This window comes from Arthrobacter sp. ov407, assembly GCF_900102895.1.
In the GTDB taxonomy this organism is placed as follows: domain Bacteria; phylum Actinomycetota; class Actinomycetes; order Actinomycetales; family Micrococcaceae; genus Arthrobacter.
On record NZ_FNGD01000007.1, the window covers coordinates 172,332 to 195,335 of the forward strand.

The 23,004-nt window shown below is 66.6% G+C and carries 21 protein-coding genes; 7 read left to right on the top strand and 14 right to left on the bottom strand.

All coding sequences use genetic code 11. The annotated features are described in order from the left end of the window. The first annotated feature begins 37 nt into the window (after positions 1 to 37). On the top strand, positions 38 to 331 hold the full coding sequence (locus tag BLS42_RS11110; protein ID WP_090580922.1) for an HPr family phosphocarrier protein: 294 nt from the start codon (positions 38 to 40) through the stop codon (positions 329 to 331). A gap of 137 nt (positions 332 to 468) precedes the next feature. Here the strand turns inward: BLS42_RS11110 and BLS42_RS11115 are convergent, their stop codons facing one another. The 5 genes from BLS42_RS11115 to BLS42_RS11135 form a co-directional block, all read right to left on the bottom strand. Further along, positions 469 to 870: a cytochrome c oxidase subunit 4 gene (locus BLS42_RS11115; protein ID WP_090580925.1), complete on the bottom strand. Its 402-nt coding sequence runs from the start codon at positions 868 to 870 to the stop codon at positions 469 to 471. Further along, positions 867 to 2,588 (bottom strand): aa3-type cytochrome oxidase subunit I, encoded by a 1,722-nt coding sequence (gene ctaD, locus BLS42_RS11120; protein WP_090580928.1) that lies wholly within the window; start codon positions 2,586 to 2,588, stop codon positions 867 to 869. The genes BLS42_RS11115 and ctaD overlap by 4 nt, the downstream gene beginning before the upstream one ends. A gap of 10 nt (positions 2,589 to 2,598) precedes the next feature. Next, positions 2,599 to 3,471, bottom strand: coding sequence for an aa3-type cytochrome oxidase subunit II (gene coxB / locus BLS42_RS11125; protein ID WP_090580931.1), 873 nt, complete (start codon positions 3,469 to 3,471; stop codon positions 2,599 to 2,601). Between the two features lie 207 nt (positions 3,472 to 3,678). Beyond that, positions 3,679 to 4,068 carry a HesB/IscA family protein gene (locus BLS42_RS11130; RefSeq protein ID WP_090580934.1) on the bottom strand — a complete coding sequence of 130 codons (390 nt, stop codon included), beginning with the start codon at positions 4,066 to 4,068 and terminating at the stop codon, positions 3,679 to 3,681. Between the two features lie 169 nt (positions 4,069 to 4,237). Then, positions 4,238 to 5,668 (bottom strand): dipeptidase, encoded by a 1,431-nt coding sequence (locus tag BLS42_RS11135; RefSeq protein WP_176803360.1) that lies wholly within the window; start codon positions 5,666 to 5,668, stop codon positions 4,238 to 4,240. A gap of 106 nt (positions 5,669 to 5,774) precedes the next feature. Here BLS42_RS11135 and BLS42_RS11140 point away from each other — a divergent pair, with 106 nt between their 5' ends. Then, positions 5,775 to 6,374 (top strand): DUF3043 domain-containing protein, encoded by a 600-nt coding sequence (locus BLS42_RS11140; RefSeq protein ID WP_090580937.1) that lies wholly within the window; start codon positions 5,775 to 5,777, stop codon positions 6,372 to 6,374. 104 nt (positions 6,375 to 6,478) lie between these two features. Here the strand turns inward: BLS42_RS11140 and BLS42_RS11145 are convergent, their stop codons facing one another. Continuing rightward, positions 6,479 to 7,552: a quinone-dependent dihydroorotate dehydrogenase gene (locus BLS42_RS11145; protein ID WP_090580940.1), complete on the bottom strand. Its 1,074-nt coding sequence runs from the start codon at positions 7,550 to 7,552 to the stop codon at positions 6,479 to 6,481. 127 nt (positions 7,553 to 7,679) lie between these two features. On the opposite strand from BLS42_RS11145, the gene BLS42_RS11150 reads away from it, so the two are divergent. Beyond that, positions 7,680 to 9,374: an FAD-binding dehydrogenase gene (locus BLS42_RS11150; RefSeq protein ID WP_090580943.1), complete on the top strand. Its 1,695-nt coding sequence runs from the start codon at positions 7,680 to 7,682 to the stop codon at positions 9,372 to 9,374. Between the two features lie 23 nt (positions 9,375 to 9,397). Next, a complete protein-coding gene (locus BLS42_RS11155) occupies positions 9,398 to 10,369 on the top strand; it encodes an alpha/beta hydrolase (RefSeq protein WP_090580946.1) in 972 nt (323 codons plus the stop codon). A gap of 78 nt (positions 10,370 to 10,447) precedes the next feature. Here BLS42_RS11155 and BLS42_RS11160 read toward each other — a convergent pair whose 3' ends face one another. From BLS42_RS11160 to leuA, 3 genes are all read right to left on the bottom strand, one after another. Further along, positions 10,448 to 11,299 carry an isoprenyl transferase gene (locus tag BLS42_RS11160; protein ID WP_090580949.1) on the bottom strand — a complete coding sequence of 284 codons (852 nt, stop codon included), beginning with the start codon at positions 11,297 to 11,299 and terminating at the stop codon, positions 10,448 to 10,450. A gap of 20 nt (positions 11,300 to 11,319) precedes the next feature. Further along, positions 11,320 to 12,072 carry a DNA repair protein RecO gene (gene recO, locus BLS42_RS11165; RefSeq protein WP_090580952.1) on the bottom strand — a complete coding sequence of 251 codons (753 nt, stop codon included), beginning with the start codon at positions 12,070 to 12,072 and terminating at the stop codon, positions 11,320 to 11,322. A gap of 195 nt (positions 12,073 to 12,267) precedes the next feature. Then, entirely contained in the window at positions 12,268 to 14,007 is a 1,740-nt protein-coding gene (gene leuA / locus BLS42_RS11170; RefSeq protein WP_090580958.1) for a 2-isopropylmalate synthase, read from the bottom strand. A 253-nt stretch (positions 14,008 to 14,260) separates the two neighbouring features. On the opposite strand from leuA, the gene BLS42_RS11175 reads away from it, so the two are divergent. The 3 genes from BLS42_RS11175 (at position 14,261) to BLS42_RS11185 (ending at position 17,333) form a co-directional block, all read left to right on the top strand. After that, a complete protein-coding gene (locus BLS42_RS11175) occupies positions 14,261 to 16,213 on the top strand; it encodes a M13 family metallopeptidase (RefSeq protein ID WP_090580961.1) in 1,953 nt (650 codons plus the stop codon). A gap of 80 nt (positions 16,214 to 16,293) precedes the next feature. Continuing rightward, the gene (locus BLS42_RS11180) at positions 16,294 to 16,620 is read left to right on the top strand and encodes an ArsR/SmtB family transcription factor (protein WP_090580964.1); all 327 of its coding nucleotides are present in this window, start codon (positions 16,294 to 16,296) and stop codon (positions 16,618 to 16,620) included. Then, the gene (locus BLS42_RS11185; RefSeq protein ID WP_090580967.1) at positions 16,617 to 17,333 is read left to right on the top strand and encodes a cation efflux transmembrane domain-containing protein; all 717 of its coding nucleotides are present in this window, start codon (positions 16,617 to 16,619) and stop codon (positions 17,331 to 17,333) included. The genes BLS42_RS11180 and BLS42_RS11185 overlap by 4 nt, the downstream gene beginning before the upstream one ends. 24 nt (positions 17,334 to 17,357) lie before the next feature. Here the strand turns inward: BLS42_RS11185 and BLS42_RS11190 are convergent, their stop codons facing one another. The 5 genes from BLS42_RS11190 to BLS42_RS11210 all read right to left on the bottom strand — a co-directional run bounded on the left by BLS42_RS11190 (position 17,358) and on the right by BLS42_RS11210 (position 22,888). Beyond that, positions 17,358 to 18,926: an LCP family protein gene (locus BLS42_RS11190; protein WP_090580970.1), complete on the bottom strand. Its 1,569-nt coding sequence runs from the start codon at positions 18,924 to 18,926 to the stop codon at positions 17,358 to 17,360. 132 nt (positions 18,927 to 19,058) lie between these two features. Then, a complete protein-coding gene (gene era / locus BLS42_RS11195) occupies positions 19,059 to 20,018 on the bottom strand; it encodes a GTPase Era (RefSeq protein WP_090580973.1) in 960 nt (319 codons plus the stop codon). Beyond that, complete coding sequence (locus BLS42_RS11200; RefSeq protein ID WP_090580976.1) at positions 20,002 to 21,333, bottom strand: hemolysin family protein; 1,332 nt, start codon at positions 21,331 to 21,333, stop codon at positions 20,002 to 20,004. Before BLS42_RS11200 ends, era begins: the two co-directional genes overlap by 17 nt. After that, complete coding sequence (gene ybeY / locus BLS42_RS11205; protein WP_090580978.1) at positions 21,330 to 21,803, bottom strand: rRNA maturation RNase YbeY; 474 nt, start codon at positions 21,801 to 21,803, stop codon at positions 21,330 to 21,332. The genes BLS42_RS11200 and ybeY overlap by 4 nt, the downstream gene beginning before the upstream one ends. Then, positions 21,800 to 22,888 (bottom strand): PhoH family protein, encoded by a 1,089-nt coding sequence (locus BLS42_RS11210; protein WP_090580981.1) that lies wholly within the window; start codon positions 22,886 to 22,888, stop codon positions 21,800 to 21,802. The genes ybeY and BLS42_RS11210 overlap by 4 nt, the downstream gene beginning before the upstream one ends. Between the last annotated feature and the right edge of the window lie 116 nt (positions 22,889 to 23,004).

The following is a 23,004-nucleotide window of genomic DNA, read 5'->3' on the forward strand; positions in this document are numbered from 1 at the left end:
ACCCTTGAAGAACCAACACCAGCATGAGGGAGTCCCGTTGCCAGCTCGCAAGGCAATCGTCACGGCCGCCATCGGCCTCCACGCCCGGCCGGCCGCAGTATTTGTCCGGGCCGTCACCGCCACCGGCCTCCCGGTGACCATCAGCAAGGACGGCAGGCCAGGCGTCGACGCCCGTTCGCTGCTGGAGGTCATGACCGAGGACTTCGAGTGTGGCTGCGAAGTGGAGTTGACCGTCGCAGCGGAGGCCTTGCCGGCCTCCTGTAGCCTCGCGGAGGCCGAGAGTGCGCTGGAGGAACTCCGGATCCTCCTGGAGTCAGCAGCGGCCGCCTGAGGCCCTCAAGCCCGCACTAAAGGCATGCTAGGCGCGCGCAGGCGCGCCACACCCAGTCCGTAGGCACAAACGACGGCGGGCCCCACCAGTGGTGGGGCCCGCCGTCGTGCTATCTGAACTTTGTGTCCGGGTGGACGCTAGTGCGCGTGGTCACCGCGGCTGTACTCGTAGACCCAGCCGACCAGGGCGACTACTGCCATTCCGCCGGCGATGAAGACGATCCACCAGCCCACGGCCAGGCCGAGGAACCCGGTGGCGCAGGACATGCCGAGCATCAGCGGCCACCAGCTCCAGGGGCTGAAGTGTCCCTGCTCGCCGGCGCCTTCGTGGATTTCAGCGTCGTTGCGGTCCTCGGGGCGCATGCCCACGCGCCGGCCGGTGAAGCCGAGGTAGGCGCCGATCATGCCGGCCAGACCACCGACCAGCAGGATGGCCAGCGCGCCCACCCATTCGGTCCAGTTAGTCAGGTAGCCGTAGATGAACGCCACCGGTACGAAGAAGAAGACGCCGAAGCCAAAGATCCTTGATTCGATTTTCACTTGGCGGTGTCCTTCTGGTCGGCGTTACCGAGAGCCGCTGCTGCCGGAGCAGGCGAATCCGCGGTGTAGGACTGGGAGAGCTCCGGGTGGTGCAGGTCCAGGGCGGGACGCTCGGAGCGGATGCGGGGCAGGGACGTGAAGTTGTGGCGCGGCGGCGGGCAGGACGTGGCCCACTCGAGCGAGGCACCGAAGCCCCACGGGTCATCAACTTCCACACGCTCGTTGCTGCGCCAGGTGATGTAGACGTTCCAGAAGAACGGAATCAGCGAGGCGCCGAGGACGAATGAGGCGATGGTGGAGAACTGGTTCATCCAGGTGAATCCATCCTGCGGCATGTAGTCGGCGTAGCGGCGGGGCATGCCCTCGACGCCGAGCCAGTGCTGGATCAGGAAGGTGCCGTGGAAGCCGAGGAACAGCATCCAGAAGTGGATCTTGCCGAGGCGCTCGTTGAGCATCTTGCCGGTCCACTTGGGCCACCAGAAGTAGAAGCCGGCGAACATGGCGAAGACGACGGTACCGAAGACCACGTAGTGGAAGTGCGCCACCACGAAGTAGGAGTCCGAGACGTGGAAGTCCAGCGGCGGCGAGGCCAGGATGATGCCGGTGAGGCCGCCGAAGAGGAACGTCGCCAGGAAGCCGATGCTCCACAGCATGGGGGTCTCAAAGGTGATGGAACCGCGCCACATGGTGCCGATCCAGTTGAAGAACTTCACGCCGGTCGGAACAGCGATGAGCATCGTCATGAAGGAGAAGAACGGCAGCAGGACCGAGCCGGTGACGTACATGTGGTGTGCCCACACGGTCACGGACAGGGCGGCGATGGAGATCGTCGCGTAGACCAGGCCCTTGTAGCCGAAGATCGGCTTGCGGCTGAAGACCGGGAAAATCTCAGAGACGATGCCGAAGAACGGCAGCGCGATGATGTAGACCTCGGGGTGGCCGAAGAACCAGAACAGGTGCTGCCAGAGGACGGCGCCGCCGTTCTCAGGATCGAAGATGTGTGCACCAAAGCGGCGGTCGGCACCGAGGGCAAACAGCGCGGCTGCCAGCGGCGGGAAGGCCATCAGCACCAGGATGGACGTCACGAGGGCGTTCCAGGTGAAGATCGGCATCCGCCACATGGTCATGCCCGGGGCGCGCATGCAGATGATGGTGGTGATGAAGTTGACCGCGCCAAGGATGGTGCCGAAGCCGGAGAGCGCCAGGCCGAAGACCCAGAGGTCACCGCCCACGCCGGGGCTGAACGTCGTGTTGGACAGCGGCGCGTAAGCGAACCAGCCGAAGGACGCGGCACCCTGCGGGGTGATGAAGCCGGACACGGCAATCGTGGAGCCGAAGAGGAAGAACCAGAAGGCCAGTGCGTTCAGTCGCGGGAACGCGACGTCGGGGGCACCGATCTGCAGCGGCATGATGACGTTGGTGAAGCCGGCGAACAGCGGCGTCGCGAACATCAGGAGCATCACGGTGCCGTGCATGGTGAACAGCTGGTTGTACTGCTCCTTGGTCTGCAGGATCTGCATGCCGGGCTCAAAGAGCTCGGCACGGATCAGCAGCGCCATGATGCCGCCGAAGCAGAAGAAGATGAACGACGCGATCAGGTACATGTACCCGATCGTTTTGTGGTCGGTCGAGGTGATCCAGTTGACGACGATGCGTCCCTTGGACTTCGGTACTACGGGAGCCTCGAGGATCCCGGCGGATTGAGTGTAAGTTGCCACGTCGCTCGCCTTACTTGGTTTCGGCCGGGGCCGGGTTGCGGTCGTACTCTTCACCGAGCAGGCCGGTGTTCCCGTCCTGGCGCAGTTGGTTCATGTGCGCCTGGAACTCCGACTCGGAGACAACCTTCACGCGGAACAGCATTTCGGAGTGGTACTCGCCACACAGTTCGGCGCACTTGCCGTCGTAGGTGCCCTCCCTGGTGGGGGTCAACCGGATGAAGTTGGTCTTGCCGGGAATCATGTCCCGCTTCTGCAGGAAGGCAGGAACCCAGAAGGAGTGGATGACGTCGCGTGCGTTGAGCTCGAGGTCAACCGACTTATTGACCGGCAGGTACAGGGTGGGCAGCTTTTCCTTGTCCACGTCGTTACCGGTCAGGTGCGCCTGGACGCCTGCTTCGTGGACGTCCTCGGTGACGACGTCGCCCTTCTTGTAGTTGAAGTCCCATGCCCACTGCTTGCCGCGGACGTCGACGACGACGTCGGCCGGCTTGGAGCGGTCATCGATCTGCGCCGTGTCGCGGTCGGTGAAGTAGAAGAACACCAGGACCATGAACAGCGGGATCGTCAGGTAGAACACTTCAAGCGGAAGGTTGAAGCTGTTCTGGCGCGGGAAGCCCACGGTGCCCTTGCGGCGGCGGTAAGCGACGACGCACCAGATCATCAGGCCCCAGGTGATGATGCCGACGACCAGCGCGGCAATCCATGAGTTGACCCAGAGGTCCATGATGAGGTCAACGTGATTGGTGGTGCCACGCTCGGTGGGCAACCAGCCCTTCTCTACCTCTGGTGAACATCCAGTCAAAGCCAACGCGCCGGCTAGTGCCAAGCCAGTGATCGTAGTGATCTGTTTGCGTCGGCTGCCGGTTCGGTTCTGCGAACTCACAGACGGCCCTTCCTACTTGTTGCTGTTGCCCCGCAAATTACGGGCAGGGCAAACGAAAAGTTTTACTACTCGGTGTAGAGCTTACCGCTCCCCGGGAGTTTTCGCCCACATGTCCGCACCGTGCGTCGGGAGCTTTTTGCCGGTGCCGCTCGTTGAGGATCCTGCGCCACTAAGGCCGGGCAAAATGCCCGGCCTTAGTGGAAGTAACTAGTGGAAAGAATCTCCGCAGGCGCAGGACCCGCCGGCATTGGGGTTGTCGATCGTGAAGCCCTGCTTGGCGATGGTGTCCTCGAAATCGATGCTGGCACCGCTGAGGTAAGGAACACTCATCTTGTCGACGACGACTTCCACGCCGTCGTAGTCGCGCACCGCGTCCCCGTCGAGCAGCCGCTCGTCGAAGTAGAGCTGGTAGATCAGGCCGGAGCAACCGCCGGGCTGCACGGCAACGCGGAGGCGCAGATCGGTGCGGCCTTCCTGCTCCAGGAGGCTGCGGACCTTTCCTGCCGCGACGTCGGTCAACTTGACCTCGTGCGTGGCCAGCTCGCCGGCCTGGGCGGCAGTGGTGTCGGCGCTGTTTTCATTGGTTGTAGTGCTCATGGCCTACCTTCTTGCAACGGTGGTGGCGGCTCCGCTAGCACGGTGCCCGCCCCTACTTAAACGGTATGGGCTATAGCTACATGCTACTTCGCGCAGCCTTCTAGCTCTAACTTCTGACGTAACCGTGTGAGACGCCTGGATGTTCCCCGGGGCCGGAGTGGCCCGGCGGCTAGAGCGCACCTTCGTTGTTGAGGCGCGCGAGCAGCAGGGCCTCGGCGACGATCGCGTTCCGGAAGTCGCCCAGGTGCAGCGATTCGTTGGCGCTGTGGGCGCGGGAATCGGGATCCTCGACGCCGGTGACCAGGATCTGCACGTCCGGGTAGAGCTCGGTCAGGTCCGCGATGAACGGAATGGAGCCGCCGATCCCCATTTCGACGGCCGGTACGCCCCAGGCCTCGCCCAGGGCCCACATGGCCACCGACGCGGCCTTCGAGCTGGTGTCCGTCAGGAAAGAGTTGCCGCTCTCCCCCGGGGTGAACACCACCTGCGCGCCGAACGGCGCATTGTCCTCGACGTGCTTGCGGACAGCATCCATGGCGGCTGCGGGGTCCTGCCCGGGGGCCAGGCGCAGGCTGAACTTGGCCCGTGCCCGCGGCAGCAGCGTGTTGGAGGCTACGTCCACTGCCGGGGCGTCAAACCCGATGATGGACAGTGCCGGCTTGGTCCACATGCGCGAGGCAATGCTGCCGGTCCCGGCGAGCTTCACGCCGTCGAGCACGGAGGCGTCGGTGCGGTATTCCTCCTCGGTGAGGTCAACCACCACGTCATCGCGGCTCACCAGGCCCTTGATCGCGACGCTGCCCTCGTCGTCGTGGAGGGTCGCGATCAGGCGGGCCAGCAGGGTCGGCGCGTCGAGCACCGGGCCGCCGAACATGCCCGAATGCACCGCGTGGTCCAGGACCTTGACCTCGATGGTGCCGTCCACGAGGCCGCGCAGGCTGGTGGTCAGGGCCGGAATGCCCACCTTCCAGTTGCTGGAGTCGGCCACGACGATCACGTCCGCGCGGAGGAGTTCGCGGTGCGTCTCGAGGAACGACCGGAACGTTGGCGAGCCGGCCTCCTCTTCGCCCTCGAAGAAGAACGTCACGCCCAGGCCCAGTTCGTCCCCGAGCACGCGCGTCACGGCCGAATAGGCGGCGATGTGGGCGAGGATGCCGGCCTTGTCATCCGCGGCACCGCGGCCGAAGAGCCGCCCGTCGCGTTCGACGGCGGTGAAGGGGTCGGTTTCCCACAGCGCCAAGTCACCGGTGGGCTGGACATCGTGGTGGGCGTACAGCAGAACTGTCGGCTTGCCCTCGGCGGCCGGGCGGCGCGCGACGACGGCGGGCCCGCCGGGAGTCCCGTCTTCCTTGTCGCAGCGGAGGATCCGGACGTCGTCGAAACCGCTGGCGCGCACGAGCGCGGCGACGGCGTCGGCGCTGCGGTTCAGCGGGGCAGGATCAAAGCTGGGCCAGGCGATGCCCGGAATGGCAACAAGATCCGTCAGCTGGCCGATCGTTTTGTCGAATGATTCGGCAACGGCCTGGCGGAGGGCCTCGGCATCGATGGTGCCGTCGTGTTCCATGGTGGTCTGCGGGTTCCCCGCGGTTGATGAAGTCATGGCGAAAACACTACCCGTGCGCTGGATCACGACAAACAGCGTCATCGCCGGGGCGGCGCCGTGTGGGCTGGGTCTCGGGCCCGCGTCTGCGGGGTATTCTTTAGGGGTGTTTGGACGTAAAAAGGAAGCGCCATCGGCGCAGGACGTAGTTGACCAGCAGGCAGCCGAGGCAGCAGCCCGGGGCACCGTGACCGGCAAGGGCGCACCCACGCCCAAGCGCAGCGCCCAGGTGGCGGCCCGCAAGCGGCCCCTCGTGCCGGAGGACCGGAAGGCTTCCAAGGCGGCCGAGCGCGCCTCCGTCGCGGAGCAGCGGGTCAAGATGCGGCAGGCCATGGACAGCGGTGACGAGAAGTTCCTGCCCTTGCGCGACAAGGGTCCGCAGAAGCGTTTCGCCCGTGATTACGTCGATGCCCGCTTCAGCCTGGGCGAGTACCTCATGTTCGGGGCCCTGCTGTTCGTCATCATCTCGCTGCTCGTGCCGGCCTCCAGCGCACAGATGGTCTACGTCCTGGGCGGCTTCTGGGTCATGTTCCTCGCGGTCTTCGTGGACGTCTTCATCCTTTCCCGCAAACTCAGGAAGCGCCTTGGCGAAAAGTTCGGCGAGGTTGAGCGCGGCACCGTCTGGTACGGCTCCATGCGCTCCCTTCAGTTCCGCCGCCTGCGCCTGCCCAAGCCCCAGGTCAAGCGCGGCGAGTTCCCCGCCTGACATTCCCTCCTAGTCTTCTTCAACCGCGAAGCCCCCGGCAGTTCAAACTGCCGGGGGCTTCGCGCTTGCAACCGACGTTCCGGGGCATGATCGCCCCGTGATGCCTAGCGCCGGCTCGGGTGCATGGCCAGCAGCCGGTTGATGCGGGCGGCCCAGAAGGGCCCCTCGTAGAGGAAAGCCGTGTAGCCTTGGACGAGGGTGGCGCCGGCGTCCAGCCGTTCCTGCACATCCTGCGCTGTTTCGACGCCGCCCACCGAGACTAGGGTCAAGGCCCCGCCTGTCACGGACTTGAGCCGCGCCAGGACGTCCAGGGACCGTTTCTTCAGCGGCGCTCCGGAAAGACCTCCGGCCCCGCACGCTTCAACCTTGTCCGGGCTGGAGACGAGCCCGGTGCGGGCGATCGTGGTGTTTGTGGCGATAATGCCGTCCAGCTTAAGGTCCAGCGCCAGACGCGCGACGTCGTCGATGTCCTCATCGCTGAGGTCGGGCGCGATCTTGACCAGCAGGGGAACGTGGCGGCCCGCGGCCTTGTCCGCCTCCTCGCCCACTGCGGCCAGCAGCGGGCGCAGCGTCTCCACGTCCTGCAACAGCCGAAGGCCGGGTGTGTTGGGCGAGCTGACGTTCACCACCAGGTAGTCGGCGGCCGGCGCCAGGCTGCGCGCGCTGATGAGGTAATCGGACACCGCATCCTCGAGCCCAACCACCTTGCTCTTGCCGATGTTCACGCCGATCACGGGCCGCACGCCGGGCTGGTGGCGCTGCAGGGCGGCACGTGCGGACTTCAGGCGCGGGGCCACCGCCGCGGCGCCGTCGTTGTTGAACCCCATGCGGTTAATGACGGCCCTGTCTTCCACGAGGCGGAACAGCCGCGGTGCCGGGTTCCCGGGCTGGGCCTGACCGGTGATGGTGCCGACTTCCACATGGCCGAAGCCGAGCTCGGTGAGCGCTTCGATGCCGTGACCCTCCTTATCGAAGCCGGCCGCAAGCCCGAACGGTGAGGGGAAGGTCAGGCCGAACGCCTGGGTCTGCAGGGACGCCGCGGGTGCGGTGAACTTCTGCAGCAGCCGCCCGGCACCGCAGCTGTGGGCGAGCCGGATGGCCTTGAAACCGATCTTGTGGGCGCGTTCGGCGTCCATCCACGAGAAGGCCAGCCGGAAGAATGTGGGATATGCGCGCATGCCTCTAGTTTTCCGGTTCGGGCCGCGCAGACCAAACCAGCACGCGCGCCGGCTGCGGTTGTGACTGCGGCGCCGCGCGCCCTGGGCCGGGCGGCCGAAGAGCGCCGGGGCGAGTTAGCATGAAGCCATGACCAGCAATGATGGTGTCGGAACGGGCGGCCGCGGGGCGCCGGGGCGCGGGATCGAGGCCGATGTCGTGGTGGTCGGGGCGGGCCTGGCCGGGCTCGTCGCGGCAGCCCAAGCCTATGCCGCCGGCCGGCGGGTGGCGGTGCTCGATCAGGAACCCGAGGCCTCCGTCGGCGGCCAGGCGCACTGGTCCTTCGGCGGCCTGTTCCTTGTCAACTCCCCGGAACAGCGGCGGCTCGGGGTGCGGGACAGCGAAGAGCTGGCCCTCGCCGACTGGCACGCGTCCGCGGGGTTCGACAGGCCCGAGGACGCGCTGGCGAAAGAGTGGGCGGCGGCGTACGTGGACTTCGCCGCCGGCGAGAAACGTGCGTGGCTCACCTCGCTGGGCGTCCGGCTGTTTCCCTTGGTGCAGTGGGCCGAACGCGGCGGCTACGGCCCGGAGGGCCACGGCAACACTGTCCCGCGCTTCCATGTCGCATGGGGCACGGGACCGGCCCTGGTGGCTCCCTTCCTTGCCAAACTGCGCGAGGGCGAAGCCACCGGGCGCGTATCCTTCCATTTCCGCCACCGCGCCCTTGAGCTCGTCAAGACCGCGGGCCGGGTGAGCGGCGTGCGCGGCGAACTGCTCGAGGCCAGCCATGCGGGGCGGGGCGAAAGTTCGTCAAGGCGGCCGGCCGGCAGTTTCGAGGCCACGGCCGCGGCCGTGGTGGTGACCAGCGGCGGGATCGGCGGCAACCACGATTCGGTCCGCAGGCAGTGGCCCGGCGGCGTGGCGCCGGAGCGGATGTTGAGCGGCGTGCCCGCTTCCGTGGACGGGGACTTCTTGCCGGCCGTGGCACGGGCCGGCGGCAGCCTCATCAACGGCGACCGGATGTGGCATTACCCGGAGGGCATCCACAACCATGCCCCGGTCTGGCCGCGGCACGGCATCCGGATCCTGCCCGGGCCGTCGGCCCTGTGGCTGGACGCAACGGGGCGGAAGCTCCCCCCTCCCCTGTTTCCCGGCTTCGATTCCCTCGGCGCCCTCCGCCACATCCTGGCCACTGGACACGCCCATTCATGGTTCGTCCTCAACCGGACCATCGCCCTGAAGGAGTTCGCGCTCTCCGGATCGGAGCAGAACCCGGATCTCACGGGCAAGGATGTCCGCCTGCTGGCCGCCAGGCTGAAGCCCGGTAGCGACACGCCGCTGCAACGGTTCCTGGACCACGGGGTCGACTTCCTGAAGGCGGAGAACCCCGCCGGGCTGGCCGGCCAAATGAACGACCTAACGGGCGGACAGCTCATTGACCCCGCTGCCCTGGACCAGCTGGTCCGCGACCGGGACCGGCAGTTTTCCAGCGGGCTGGGCAAGGATCCGCAGCTGGCGGCCATCCGGGCCGCACGTCGTTTCGCCACCGACAAGATCATGCGCGTGGCGCCGCCCCACCGGCTGCTGGATCCGCGCCACGGTCCCCTACTTGCCGTCCGGCTCTCCGTCCTGACGCGCAAGAGCCTCGGCGGCCTGCACACGGATCTGCAGTCGCGGGTCCTCGACATCACCGGGCAGCCCGTACCTGGGCTGTTCGCCGCCGGTGAAGCCGCAGGGTTCGGCGGCGGCGGAATCCACGGCTACCGGGCACTCGAGGGGACATTCCTGGGCGGGTGCCTCTTCTCCGGACGTTCGGCGGGCCGCGCCGCGGCCTCCGCAGCATAGTCAGCAGCGCAGGAGGAAAGTCGATGCAGTGGCGGACCGACATACTGGGGGATGATTTCCAGGCGTGCGCCTTCGAGGCCGCCGGCCCTGACGGCGTGCTGCGCACCGCCACCCTGATCCGCCATACCCCGCTCGGACCGGCACCATCCGCGCTGCCGGCCCGGGCCGTGCTGTTCCTGCACGGCTGGAGTGACTACTTCTTCAACGAGGAACTCGCGGAATTCTGGGCCCGGCAGGGATTTGAGTTTTTCGCCCTCGACATGCACAACCACGGCCGCAGCCTGCGGCCGGGCACCCACGGCGGCTACGTCGCGGACCTGGACAACTACGACGCCGAAATCACCGGAGCGATCGGCATCATCGGCTCGCTCCGGCCGGCCGGCGCGGCGCCGCAGCTGATACTCATGGGCCACTCCACCGGCGGCCTGATCGCGGCGCTGTGGGCCGACCGGCATCCGGGGGTGGCATCGCAGCTGGTCCTGGACAGCCCGTGGCTGGAGGTCCACGGCAGCCCAGCCCTGCGCCGGGCCGCGCGGACCATGGTGGAGCCGTTCGCCCGGTTCTGGCCAGAGTCGGTGATCCGGCTGCCCGAGCGTGCCTTCTACTGGCGCAGCATCAGCAGTTCTGCGGAGGGCGAATGGGCCCTGGACGATGCCTATCGCCCGCCGCATGCCTTTCCGGTCCGCGCCGGCTGGCTCAGCGCCGTGTTGAGCGGGCAGTCCAAGGTGGCGCGGGGCCTCAACATCGATGTGCCCATCCTCGTGCTGATTTCGGGCGCCAGCGCCAACGGGATGTTCTGGAAGGAATCCATGCGCCGCACGGACGCGGTCCTGGACGTGAACACGATCGCCCTTCGCGCGCTCAGCCTGGGCCGGACCGTCACGCTGGAGCGGATTGACGGCGCCCTGCATGACGTCTTCCTCTCCGCGCCGAGGGTCCGTGCGGACGCCTATTCCCGGCTGTCCCGGTGGCTCAGGGCGTACGTGTTCGACTGACGCGAACCACGACGGCGGCAGTGCCCCGCCTCCGGTACGCAGTTCCCCGCCTCCGGAGGCAGGGGTCCGGCAAGCGGCTCAGGCGCCCTGGTTGCCGGCGACGGGAGCGGCGTCGACCGCGCCTCCGTAGCGGCGGTCCCGCTGGGCATAGATCTCGACGGCGTCCCACAGCGTCCGGCGGTCCACATCCGGCCACAGGGTGTCCATGAACACGAACTCGGCGTAGGCGGACTGCCACAGCATGAAGTTGGACAGCCGCTGCTCGCCGGAGCTGCGCAGGAACAGGTCAACGTCGGGCAGGTCCGGTTCGTCCAGGAACTTCTGGATGGTCCGTTCGGTGATGGCACCCGGCTTGAGCCGGCCCTGCGCCACTTCCTCCGCGATCGCGGCCACGGCGTCGGCAATCTCGGCCCGTCCGCCATAGTTGACGCACATGTTCAAGGTGCAGGTGCTGTTTCCGCGGGTGTAGTCCTCGGCCTCTTCGAGTTCGCGGATCACCGAGCCCCACAGTTTCGGACGCCGCCCGGACCAGCGGATACGGACCCCCCAGTCATCGAGCTGGTTCCGTTGACGGCGCAGCACGTCCTTGTTGAAGCCCATCAGGAAGCGCACCTCTTCGGGGGACCGCCGCCAGTTCTCGGTGGAGAAGGCGTACACGCTGACATGCTCGATCCCCAGCTCGATCGCGCCGGCCATGACGTCCAGCAGGGCGGGCTCCCCCGCCTTGTGGCCCTCGATCCTCGGCAGGCCGCGCTGGTTCGCCCAGCGCCCGTTGCCGTCCATGACGATCGCCACGTGCCTCGGAATGAACTCCGCGGGAATCGCGGGCGGAACAGCGCCGGACGGATGCGGATAGGGAGCCACCACCGGGGTAGTCCGCCGCCGGACCTTGACCTGCTTCCCCTGGCTCTTCTCCAGGTTTCTTCCCAAGCTTCTTCCCAAGGCCACTTTTACGTTCGCTCCACATGTTTGAGGGATTTCAGGACTCGCTCCAGGTGCCACTGAAGGTAGCTGGCCACCAGGCCGGCCGCTTCCCGGCGGTGAACGGACTCGGAGGCATCCGCCGTCGTCCAGTTCCCGGTGAGCAGGGCTCCAAGCAGGAGCACGGTTTCCGGGGCCGGCGCCGGGGACCCCGGCGGCCGGCACTCGGGGCAGACCATGCCGCCGAGCGGCACGGAAAAGGCCGTGTGGGGCCCGGGCGCACCGCACCGGGCGCAGTCGGTAAAGCTGGGCGCCCAGCCGCCGGTCGCGAGGGCGCGGAGGAGGTAGGAATCCAGAATGAGTTCGGAGGCATGGTCGCCCCGGCTCAGCGACGCGAGTGCACCAACCAGCAGGTTGTACTGGGCGGTTCCGGCTTCGCCGTCGACGTCCGTGAGCTTCTCCGCCGTCTCGGTCATGGCGGCCGCAACCGTGTAGCGGCCATAGTCCGCCGCGATGTTTCCGCCGTACGCGCCCTTGGCCACGGCCTGCGTGACGACGTCAAGCGTGCGCCCGGAAATCAGCTGGAGATCAGCCACCATGAACGGTTCCAGCCTGGCGCCGAACCGGCTGCTGGTGCGGCGCACGCCCTTCGCCACCGCACGGACCTGGCCGTGGTGCTTTGTCAGCAGGGTGATGATCCGGTCGGCCTCGCCCAACTTATGGGTGCGCAGTACGACGGCGTCATCACGGTAGGCGCGCGCTGCGAAGGATTGTTGGACCACAGTTAATCTTCGCATTGTCTTTGCGGAATCACGGCATGGGCAGCGCCGCCGAGGTAAAACGGTAAAACACTGCGGCAAAATACTGCGCCGCCGGAGTGTTCCGGCGGCGCAGTGTGTCGGGTCAACTGTGTTTGCCGTGCCTGTGTCTGCCGTGCCTGTGTGTGCCTTGCGGCGGACGCCGTGCCGGCGGACGAATCAGGCGCGGGCGTCCCGGATGGCGCGGTTCACTGCCGAGATGACGGCCTTGAGGGCGGACGTGCTGGTGTTGGCGTCGATCCCCACGCCCCAGAGCACCCGCTCCCCAACGGCGCATTCGACATACGCGGCGGCAAGGGCGCTGCCGCCCTCGGAGAGTGCGTGTTCGCTGTAGTCCAGGACCCGGACGTCCACGCCGTCCTCGCGCAGGATGCTCAGCAGGGCCGCGATGGGGCCGTTGCCGGTCCCGGTCCGGCGGACCTGGCTTCCGTCGATCTTCAGGGCGGCGGTCAGCGTCATGGCGCCGTCCTCGTCAGTCTCGGTGCTGATCGAGCCGAGGGCGTAGCGGCCCCACTGGGTGTCGGCCGAACCCGAGGGCAGGTATTCGTCCTGGAAGACCTGCCAGAGCTGGGGTCCGCTGACTTCTCCGCCGACCGTGTCGGTCCGCTTCTGGATGACGCCGGAGAACTCGATCTGGGCGCGGCGCGGCAGGTCCAGGCTGTGTTCGTTCTTGAGCAGGTACGCGACGCCGCCCTTGCCCGACTGCGAGTTGACCCGGATGACCGCCTCGTAGCTGCGGCCGAGGTCCTTCGGGTCGACCGGCAGGTACGGGACCTGCCAGGTGTAGTCGGCCACGTCCTTGCCCGCCGCGGCGGCGTCCTTTTCGAGGGCCTCCAGGCCCTTCTTGATCGCGTCCTGGTGCGAGCCGGAGAACGCGGTGAAGACGAGGTCTCCGCCGTAGGGGGACCGCTCGGCCACCGGCAGCTGGTTGCAGTACTCCACCGTGCGGCGGATTTCGTCGATGTCGGAGAAATCGATCATCGGGTCGATGCCCTGGACGAACAGGTTCAGGCCCAGGGTCACCAGGTCGACGTTTCCGGTCCGCTCGCCGTTGCCGAAGAGGCAGCCCTCGATCCGGTCCGCGCCCGCCAGGTAGCCGAGCTCGGCGGCGGCGACGCCGGTGCCGCGGTCATTGTGCGGGTGCAGGGAGAGGATGATGCCTCCCCGCGGGTGCAGGTTCCGGCTCATCCACTCGATGGAGTCGGCGTAGACATTGGGGGTTGCCATTTCCACCGTGGCGGGCAGGTTGATGATGACCTGCCGGTCCGCCGACGCCTCGAAGACGTCGGCGATCGCGTTGCACACGCGGATGGCGTACTCCAGCTCGGTTCCGGTGAAGGACTCGGGCGAGTATTCGTAGGTGATGTGGGTGTCGACGAGGGTTTCCTCGTACTTCTTGCACAGCCGGGCGCCCTGGAGTGCGATGTCGAGGATGCCGTCTTCGTCCTGGTTGAAGACCACGCGGCGCTGCAGGACGGACGTGGAGTTGTAGAGATGGACGATCGCCTGTTTCGCGCCGACCAGGGACTCATAGGTCCGCTCGATCAGGTGTTCACGGGCCTGGGTCAGCACCTGGATCGTCACGTCGTCGGGGATGTGGTTGCCCTCGATCAGCTGCCGGACGAAGTCGAAGTCCGTCTGCGATGCCGAGGGGAAGCCTACCTCGATCTCCTTGTAGCCCATCCGGACCAGCAGCTCGAACATCTTCAGCTTGCGGGCCGGGCTCATGGGATCGATGAGGGCCTGGTTGCCGTCGCGCAGGTCCACGGCGCACCAGCGCGGGGCCTTCGTGATGACCTTGTCGGGCCAGGTGCGGTCCGGCAGTTCAACGGTGATTTGGTCCTGGAACGGGATGTAACGGTGGACCGGCATTCCTGAGGGCTTCTGTGCGTTTCGCATTACAATCGGGGCCTTTTCTGTGGTTCTTGGTGAAAGGGTGGCCGGGCAACACTAACTCCGCAGCGAGGGTGGGCCTTGCGCTAGATCGCGTCTGAGGCCTCGCCGCGGCAGCTAAGAAGGAGCAGTTCTGCGCGCACAATTTCACAGTAACACGGGTGCGTAAGATGAAGGAGCCAGACCACCGTAACGTCCACCATGCAGACCGTGCGCCGACAAACGCTGCGGCGCCGGACTGCCTCTCAAAGGAGCATCCGTGCCACTTTCGGGGATCGACCTGTCCACCATCGACGCCGGCGTCCGTCCGCAGGATGACCTGTACCAGCACGTGAATGGCGGCTGGCTCAACAGCACGGTCATTCCGGACGACCGGCCGCTGGAGGGCACGTTTACTGCGCTGCGCGACGCTTCGGAGCTCGCCGTGAAGGAGATTATCGAGCGGGCCGCCGCGCGTGGCGCAGAGGCCACCGGCATCGAGCGGAAGATCGGGGACCTCTACAACAGCTTCATGGACGAAGCGGCGGTGGAAGCCAAGGGCCTGGACCCGCTCCGGGCCCGGCTGGCGGAGGTGTTTGCCACAACATCGGTGCCCGCACTCGTGGCGCTGGCCGGACGCCTGTTCCGCGCCGACGTCTCGGGGCTCTTCTACATCTACCCCGCCCCTGACGCCGGAAACCCGGACCGGGTGCTGCTCTACACCGGCCAAGGGGGCCTCGGCCTGCCGGATGAATCGTATTACCGGGAAGAAAAGTTCGCCCCGATGGTCCAGGCCTACCGGGAGCACGTTCAGGCGATGCTGGGCCTCGCGGATGTGGCGGACGCGGAGGGCGCGGCCGGACGCGTGACGGCGCTGGAAACTTCGCTGGCCTCGCACCACTGGGACAACGTGACTTTGCGGAATCCGCAAAAGACGTACAACCTGAAATCCGCCGGGGAGGCCGCGGAACTGTTCCCGCTGCTGGCCGACTGGTTCGACGCCGCCGGCATCGAGCCGGAGAAGCGGGCCGAGCTCGTGATGAGCACCCCCGATTTCTTCTCCGGCGCGGCCTCACTGCTGGCTACCGAACCGCTGGCGACCTGGCAGGAATGGCTCGCCATGCGCGTCGTCAGCGCTGCCGCCCCGTACCTGTCCTCTGCGTTCGTGGACGCAAACTTCGCGTTCTATGGCACCACCCTGAGCGGTACGCCGCGGATCAAGGACCGCTGGAAGCGCGGCGTCGCGGTGGTCGAGGCCGGCCTCGGTGAGGCGGTCGGCCAGATCTACGTCGCCGAACACTTCCCTGAAGGGAACAAGGCGCGCATGCAGACCCTTGTCGCCAACCTCATCGCGGCGTACCGGGACTCCATCACGGGGCTGGACTGGATGGGCGAGGAAACGAAGCTCGAGGCCCTGAAGAAACTGGACACCTTCCGCGCCAAGATCGGGTACCCGGACAAGTGGATCGACTACTCCGCCGTCCAGGTCGATCCCACCGATCTGCTCGGGAACGTGGAGCGCGCGCACAGCGCCGACGTCGACCGCCACCTCGACGAGGTCGGCAAACCCGTGGACCGCGAGAAATGGCTCATGACCCCGCAGACGGTCAACGCCTACTACCACCCGCTGCTCAACGAGATCGTGTTCCCCGCCGCGATCCTGCAGCCTCCGTTCTTCACCGCCGACGCCGACGACGCCGTCAACTACGGCGGCATCGGCGCCATAATCGGCCACGAAATCGGCCACGGCTTCGATGACCAAGGTTCGCAGTACGACGGCAACGGCCTGCTGCGCAACTGGTGGACAGAGGGCGACCGCAACGCCTTCGAGGCCCTGGCCTCGAGGCTGGTGGCGCAGTTTGATGCCCTCTCCCCCACGGCCGCCCCTGGCCACTACGTCAACGGAAAACTCACCCTGGGCGAGAACATCGGCGACCTCGGCGGCCTCACCATCGCCTATAAGGCCTACCTGATCAGCCTCGACGGTCAGGAACCCCCGGTGCTCGACGGCCTGACCGGGGTCCAGCGCTTCTTCGCTTCCTGGGCCGCAGGGTGGCGGCAGGTCATCCGGAATGAAGAAGCCATCCGCCGGCTGGCGACCGACCCGCACTCCCCCAACGAGTTCCGCACGAACGCGATCGCCAAGAACCTCGATGCCTTCCACGAGGCGTTCGGCGTCAGCGATCAGGACGGCATGTGGATGGCACCGGCGGAGCGCGTCAGCATCTGGTGACCCCGGGGCTACCGGTCACTGCGGACAGCAGTGGCCGGTACACGCTTGCGTGAATACATCCTCAGCTGTACTTTCGGTGCATGGAAACTCTCACGCATGCCCCGGTGCTGGCGCGATTCGGCTATGCCGTGTCGGACCCGACGCGGGCCGAAATCCTGCTTGCTCTGACGGATGCGCCGTCGTATCCCTCTGAGCTGGCGGATTCACTCGGCGTGTCCCGGCAGAGCATGTCGAACCACCTCACCTGCCTGCGGGGATGCGGGCTGGTGGTTGCCGTACCGGAGGGACGCAGGACCCGCTACGAGCTCGCCGATCGGCGCCTCGGCCATGCCCTGAAGGATCTCCTGGGCGTCGTCCTCGCAGTGGACCCAGCCTGCTGCGCACCGGACGGGACGTGTACGGTATGACTTCCCTCCAACTCTCGCCGACCATGGCCCGCCGTACCGTTCTCAGCCGCCGGATCCGCCTGCTCGCGGCGGGAACCATTAGCTATAACCTCATCGAGGCTGTTGTGGCCCTGTGGGCCGGGGGCGCGGCCGATTCGTCGGCGCTCATCGGCTTTGGCCTGGATTCAGTCATTGAGGTCGCTTCGGCGCTGGCGCTGTCGTGGCAGTTTTCCGCCAAGGACCCTGAGCGGCGCGAACACCTCACGCTGCGGATTATCGCTGTTTCGTTCTTCGCGCTGGCCGCCTTTGTCTCCGCCGACGCGCTCAGGTCACTTCTCGGCGCCGGCCAGGCGCAGCACTCGACCGCGGGCATCGTGATTGCCGCTCTGAGCCTGGTGATCATGCCTGTGCTCTCGTGGCTCCAGCGCCAGGCGGGCCGGGAGCTCGGATCGCGCACGGCGGTGGCCGACTCCAAGCAGACCCTGCTCTGCACTTACCTTTCGGCGGTCCTGCTGGTGGGTTTGGTGCTGAACAGCACCCTTGGCTGGTGGTGGGCCGATGCCGCCGCGGCGCTGGTTATCGCCGCTATCGCCATTCGCGAGGGCATCAACGCCTGGCGCGGAGACGTCTGCTGCACGGTTCCGATCACGGCAGCCGACAGCCTCCCGGCAGCCACCACGTCGGCGTGCTGCGATGAATGCGGTGACGAAAAGGCCCCGTCCAAAGGAATCTGAACGGGGCCTTCGACAGCCGACTTCCTACCGGGTGATCAGCGCCGGGTTCGTCTGCTGGCAGACGGTATCGCCGGCTGTCTGGTTAACGATGTCCGGGGGCAACTGCGGCGTGGGAGCTGCTGTCGGCTTCCCGTTGGCGAAGTCGCTGCCCAGATAGACCTGAACCCCGGCAACGCCGGCAGCCGGGAGCACCTGGCCCGGCGCCACCCCGAGGAGAGCCGCGACGTCAGCGGCCACGTCGGCGTAGTCCGCACCATAATAAACAGCCGTTTTCGCGACGGGCTGAGCCGTCAGTTGGCCCACCTGGGTGAAGCCGGCGCCCTTGACGGCCTGCATGATCGCCTGAGTCCGGGCCGGCGCGCCTGAGCCGTTGGCCACTGTAACGGGCTGCAGCGTCTTGTCGTAGGCCGGTGCGGGGGCGCTGGGCGTCGGCGTGGCGCTGGCACGAGCGCCCGGTGACGCGCTCGGCTTGGCGGTCGGATCCGTCAGGTCAACGTCCTTGCGCATGGCGGCGAATAGCTGGGACGCCCTGGGCTCGGCCAGCTGCAGCCGGTTGATGTCGGAATCAGCTGGGACGGTCGGCGCGGCCACAAAGGCCACCTTCTTGACGTCGATGTTCTGGAGCCGGTTGGCCACGGTCAGCAGCGTCGGCACCGAGGCCAGGCCTTCGTCGATGGTCAGGTTCTTGGTGATCGCGTCCGCGATGCCGAGCATCCTGGCCGGGTTGGTGAGGGTGCCGTCGTCCTTGATTTTCCTGGTCAGGGAGGACAGGAAGCCCTGCTGGGCCTTGATGCGGCCGAGGTCGCTGCCGTCGCCGAAGGCGTGCCGGGTGCGGACGAACGACAATGCCTGCTCGCCCTGGACGGTGGAGGTGCCCTTGGGCAGCCGCAGCTTCGAGTCGGGGTCGTAAAGGGCGTCGCTGACGCACACCTGCACGCCACCGACGGCGTTGGAAAGTTCCTTGACGGCGTTGAAGTCGGCCATCATGAAGTGGTCGATCTCGAGGCCGGTGAGCTTGTTGACGGTGTCCACGGCGCAGCCGATACCGGCCTCGGACATCGCCGAGTTGATCATGACGCCGGTCTGGGCCGGGAACTCCCGGTTGGTCTTCGGGTCCTTGCACTTGGGGACGTCGACCAGCAGGTCGCGGGGGAAGCTGATGACACTGACCCGTTTATTGTCCGCCGAGATGTCCAGGAGCATCATCACGTCCGAGTGTCCGTAGCCGGTCGCGTCATCACTGGAGCCGTACGCCGAGTTCTTCCCGTCGCGTGTGTCTGAACCGAGGATCAGGATCTGCATCCGGTCCGTCGACTCGTTCACCCCGTCCTCGGACTTGATGCTGCCGGCGCTCAGCGGGGCCTTGGTGAGGTTGCCCTGGAGCCGGATGGCCCAGTAAGCACCGAAGGCGATCACGCCTACCAGGAGCACCGCGATCACGCCCGTGGTTACTTTCAACCAAGTCGGGGTCCGCCGGACGGCTCCGAGGTGGCGGGCCGCACCAACGGCGGGATCGTCCGTGTGCCGGGCAGCGGCAGCTGCCCGGACCGGCGGGGCGGATCCGTCGGCACGGTTGTCACGGGGTCGAACCACTTGTTGAGCCTTCCTACACGAACGGGGAGTCGGCCCATTTTAGACTCCGAATCTGAGAAAACGCCGATCATCCCCCTTTTGGGGGCGGCGGGAAGGGCCAACGGCCAAAATAAGGCCTAAACAGAGCCAGGATCAGAAGCCCAGTTTGACGAGCTGCTTCGGGTCGCGCTGCCAATCCTTGGCGACCTTCACATGCAGGTCCAGGTAGATCCGGGCGCCGAGCAGCGCCTCAATCGCCTTGCGCGCATTGGTCCCGACCTCGCGGAGCCGGGCGCCGCCCTTGCCGATGATGATGGCCTTCTGGGAGGGCCGCTCAACGTAAAGATTGACGCGGACATCCAGGAACGGCCTGTCTTCCGGCCGGCCTTCCCGCGGAACGATCTCGTCGACGACGACGGCCAGGGAGTGCGGCAATTCGTCGCGGACGCCTTCGAGGGCGGCCTCCCGGATGAGTTCGGCGATCATCACGGCTTCCGGCTCGTCCGTCAGGTGCCCGTCCGGGTACAGCGGCGGGGACGCCGGCATGTGGCTGATCAGCACGTCGGCGAGGGTTTCGACTTGGAAACCGTCAGTGGCGGAGACGGGGACGATGTCCTTCCAGCCGTCCTCGCCGAGGACTTCGCGGCCGAGGGCGGCGACGGCGAGCAGCTGCTCGGTGAGGCCCTGGCGGTCCACTGTGTCGGCCTTGGTCACGATCGCGATGACCGGCTTGTTGCCGATGGCGGCGAGCTGGGCGGCGATGAACTTGTCTCCGGGGCCGATCTTCTCGTTGGCGGGCAGGCAGAAGCCGATCGCGTCGACCTCGGCGAGTGTGTCGGCGACGAGTTCGTTCAGCCGCTTCCCCAGCAGCGTGCGCGGGCGGTGCAGGCCCGGGGTGTCCACGAGGATCAGCTGGGCGTCGTCCCGGTGCACGATGCCACGAATCGTGTGCCGCGTGGTCTGCGGCTTGGCCGAGGTGATTGCCACCTTTTGCCCGACCAGGGCGTTGGTGAGGGTGGACTTGCCCGCATTGGGCCGCCCCACCAGCACCGAGAACCCGGCGCGGTAGCCGCCGTGGGCTGCTTCGCCGTCGGACTTATTCTGCTTGCTCACGTGAGACTCCCTGTTGGATTGGTGCGGCCTCGTCGAGAAGGTCTTCAAGGTCAGTTTGTTCTTTTGCTACGGCGGCCGCAATGATGTGGCTGACGCGGTTCCGCCGGCCCTCGAGCCGGTCGGCGCGGAGGGACAGCCCGTGGACCTGGACGGCGCTGCCAACAATCGGCACCCGCCCGAGGGCCTTGGCGAGCAGGCCGCCCACGGTGTCCACTTCGTCGTCGTCGAGCTCAAGGTCGAAGAGCTCCCCGAGGTCATCGATGCTCATCCGGGCGCTGACCCGGTAGCTTCCGTCGCCCAGGGCCACGGCCTCGGCGCTTTCGGTGTCGTATTCGTCCACGATCTCGCCGACGATCTCCTCGATGAGGTCCTCGAGCGTGACCAGCCCTGCCGTGCCGCCGTATTCGTCGATGACGATCGCAACGTGCGTGGATTCTTTCTGCAGTTCGCGCAGCAGGTCGCTGACAAGCTTCGAGTCCGGCACGTAGCGGACCTCACGGGCTAGCTCGTCCACGACCGGCGGTTCCTCGTCCGGGCCGAGGTTGTGGAGCGAGGCGGCGACGTCCTTGAGGTACACAATGCCCAGGATCTGGTCCGTGTTTTCGCCGATGATCGGGATGCGTGAGTACCCGGAGCGCAGGAACAGCGACATCGCACGCCGCAGGCTGGACCCGGAGTCGATCGTAAGGATGTCGGTCCGCGGCACCATGACCGAGCGGACCAGGGTGTCCCCAAAGTCGAAGACCGACTGGATCAGCTCGGCCTCGTTGTCCTCGATCACGTCGGACTCAGTGGCCCGGTCCACGAGTTCGCGGAATTCCTCTTCGCTGAAGAACGCCTCGCTGTCGGCGGGGGCGCCGGGGGCTACGACGCTGCCAAGCCGCACCAGCCAGCCCGGGATCGGTCCGAGCACAGCGTAGAGGGACCGGACCAGCGGGGCGCTGAACCGGACCAGGGCGGCGGAGTGGACCCGGCCGAGCTGCCGAGGTGACACCCCGACAATCACGAAACCGACCACCGCCATGATGCCCGTCGCCGCCAGCCCGGCGAGCCAGACGTTGTCCAGCATGCTGTAGAGAAGGACAGTCACGGCGACGGCGGCAGCCATCTCGAACCAGACCCGCCAGAACCGGAGGGCGCGCATGTGCCCCACGGGCTGCGCCAGGATGCGTTTGAGTGACGTGCCCCTGCTGTTCAGGACCGCCTGTTCGGCGTCGTGCCGGGGCAGGAAGTTGAACGCGGACTCGGCAGCGGTGAGCACCGCGGCAAAGCTAAGGAACACCAGCGCCATGCCGGCCAGGATCAGTGGGGTCACTGAACCGTCTCGGACGGGGCCGCTTTGCCGGTGAAGGAGGTCAGCAGTTCGCGCTGCAGCCCGAACATCTCTTCCTTCTCTTCCGGCTCGGCGTGGTCATAACCCAGCAGGTGCAGGATGCCGTGCGTGGTGAGCAGCAGCATCTCGTCCTGGGTGGAGTGGCCGGCGTTACGGGCCTGGACCTCGGCCACCTGGGGGCAGATGGCGATGTCGCCGAGCATGCCCTGCGGCGTCGGCTTGTCCGGCGTGCCCGGGGTGAGCTCGTCCATAGGCACGGAAAGGACATCGGTGGAGCCCGGCTCGTCCATCAGTTCGAGGTGGAGCTTTTCCATGGCCGGTTCGTCTACCAGCAGGATGGACAGTTCCGCCTGCGGGTGGATGTAGAGCTGCTCGAAGATGAAACGCGACAGAGCCACAAGCTCCGACTCGTCCACGACGACGCCGGACTCGTTGTTGACCTCAATGCTCATGCGTGTTCTCCCCGCGTTTCCCGGGCAACGGAGTGCTTGACCCGGCTCCTTTGGACTTCGTCCCAGATGCTGTAGGCGTTGACGATATCCCCGACCAAGCGGTGCCGGACGACGTCCGAGGCATCCAGGATCGTGAAGTTCACGTCCTCGATCCCCTGCAGGATCTCCTCGACGATCCTGAGCCCCGAGCGGGTGCCAAAGGGAAGGTCAACCTGGGTGACGTCGCCGGTGACCACCATCTTGGAGCCGAAGCCCAGGCGGGTCAGGAACATCTTCATCTGTTCCGGCGTGGTGTTCTGGGCCTCATCGAGGATGATGAAGGCGTCGTTGAGCGTGCGGCCGCGCATGTACGCCAGCGGCGCGACTTCGATGGTGCCGGCGGCCATGAGGCGCGGAATGGATTCGGGGTCCATCATGTCGTGCAAGGCGTCGTACAGCGGCCGCAAGTAGGGGTCGATCTTGTCGCTCAGGGTGCCCGGCAGGAAGCCGAGCCGCTCCCCCGCCTCGACGGCAGGACGGGTCAGGATGATGCGGCTGACTTCCTTCTGCTGCAGGGCCTGGACGGCCTTGGCCATCGCCAGATACGTCTTGCCGGTACCGGCCGGCCCGATCCCGAAGATCACCGTGTTCGCGTCGATCGCGTCCACATAGTTCTTTTGGTTCAGCGTCTTGGGCCGGATGGTCTTCCCGCGGGTGGAGAGGATGTTGGTGGTCAGCACTTCCACGGGGTTCTGCAGTGACTGGCTGCGGAGCAGGGAGACGAGCTGCTGCAGGACGGCCGGGGTGATGACGGTGCCCCTGGCTACCAGCCCACGCACCTCGTTGAGCAGGCGCATGATGCGCGGCACGTCAGCGGCAGGACCGCTGATGGCGAGCTCGTTCCCCCGGACATGGAAATCGACGGCGGGGAACTGGTTTTCGATGAACCGCAAGGCCTCGTCATGGCTGCCCAGCGACTGGACCATCTGTTCTGAGTCGTCGAACACGACCACCTCCGTCCGCAGCCCTGGTAGGGAGTGGGGGAATTCCCCTGCGGTGCGTTCTCGGGCGCTGAACCGGGCCTTGCCGTTCGCTGCTTCAGTCATGGTGTTGGCCCGCGGGCCTCTGGTCCCCTCCAGTATGAATATGGTCGGTCGCCGTGATCCGTACCGACGGCGGTTCGCACCGCCCGCGGCCGGGGTCAACGGGTCCTTCCATCTTA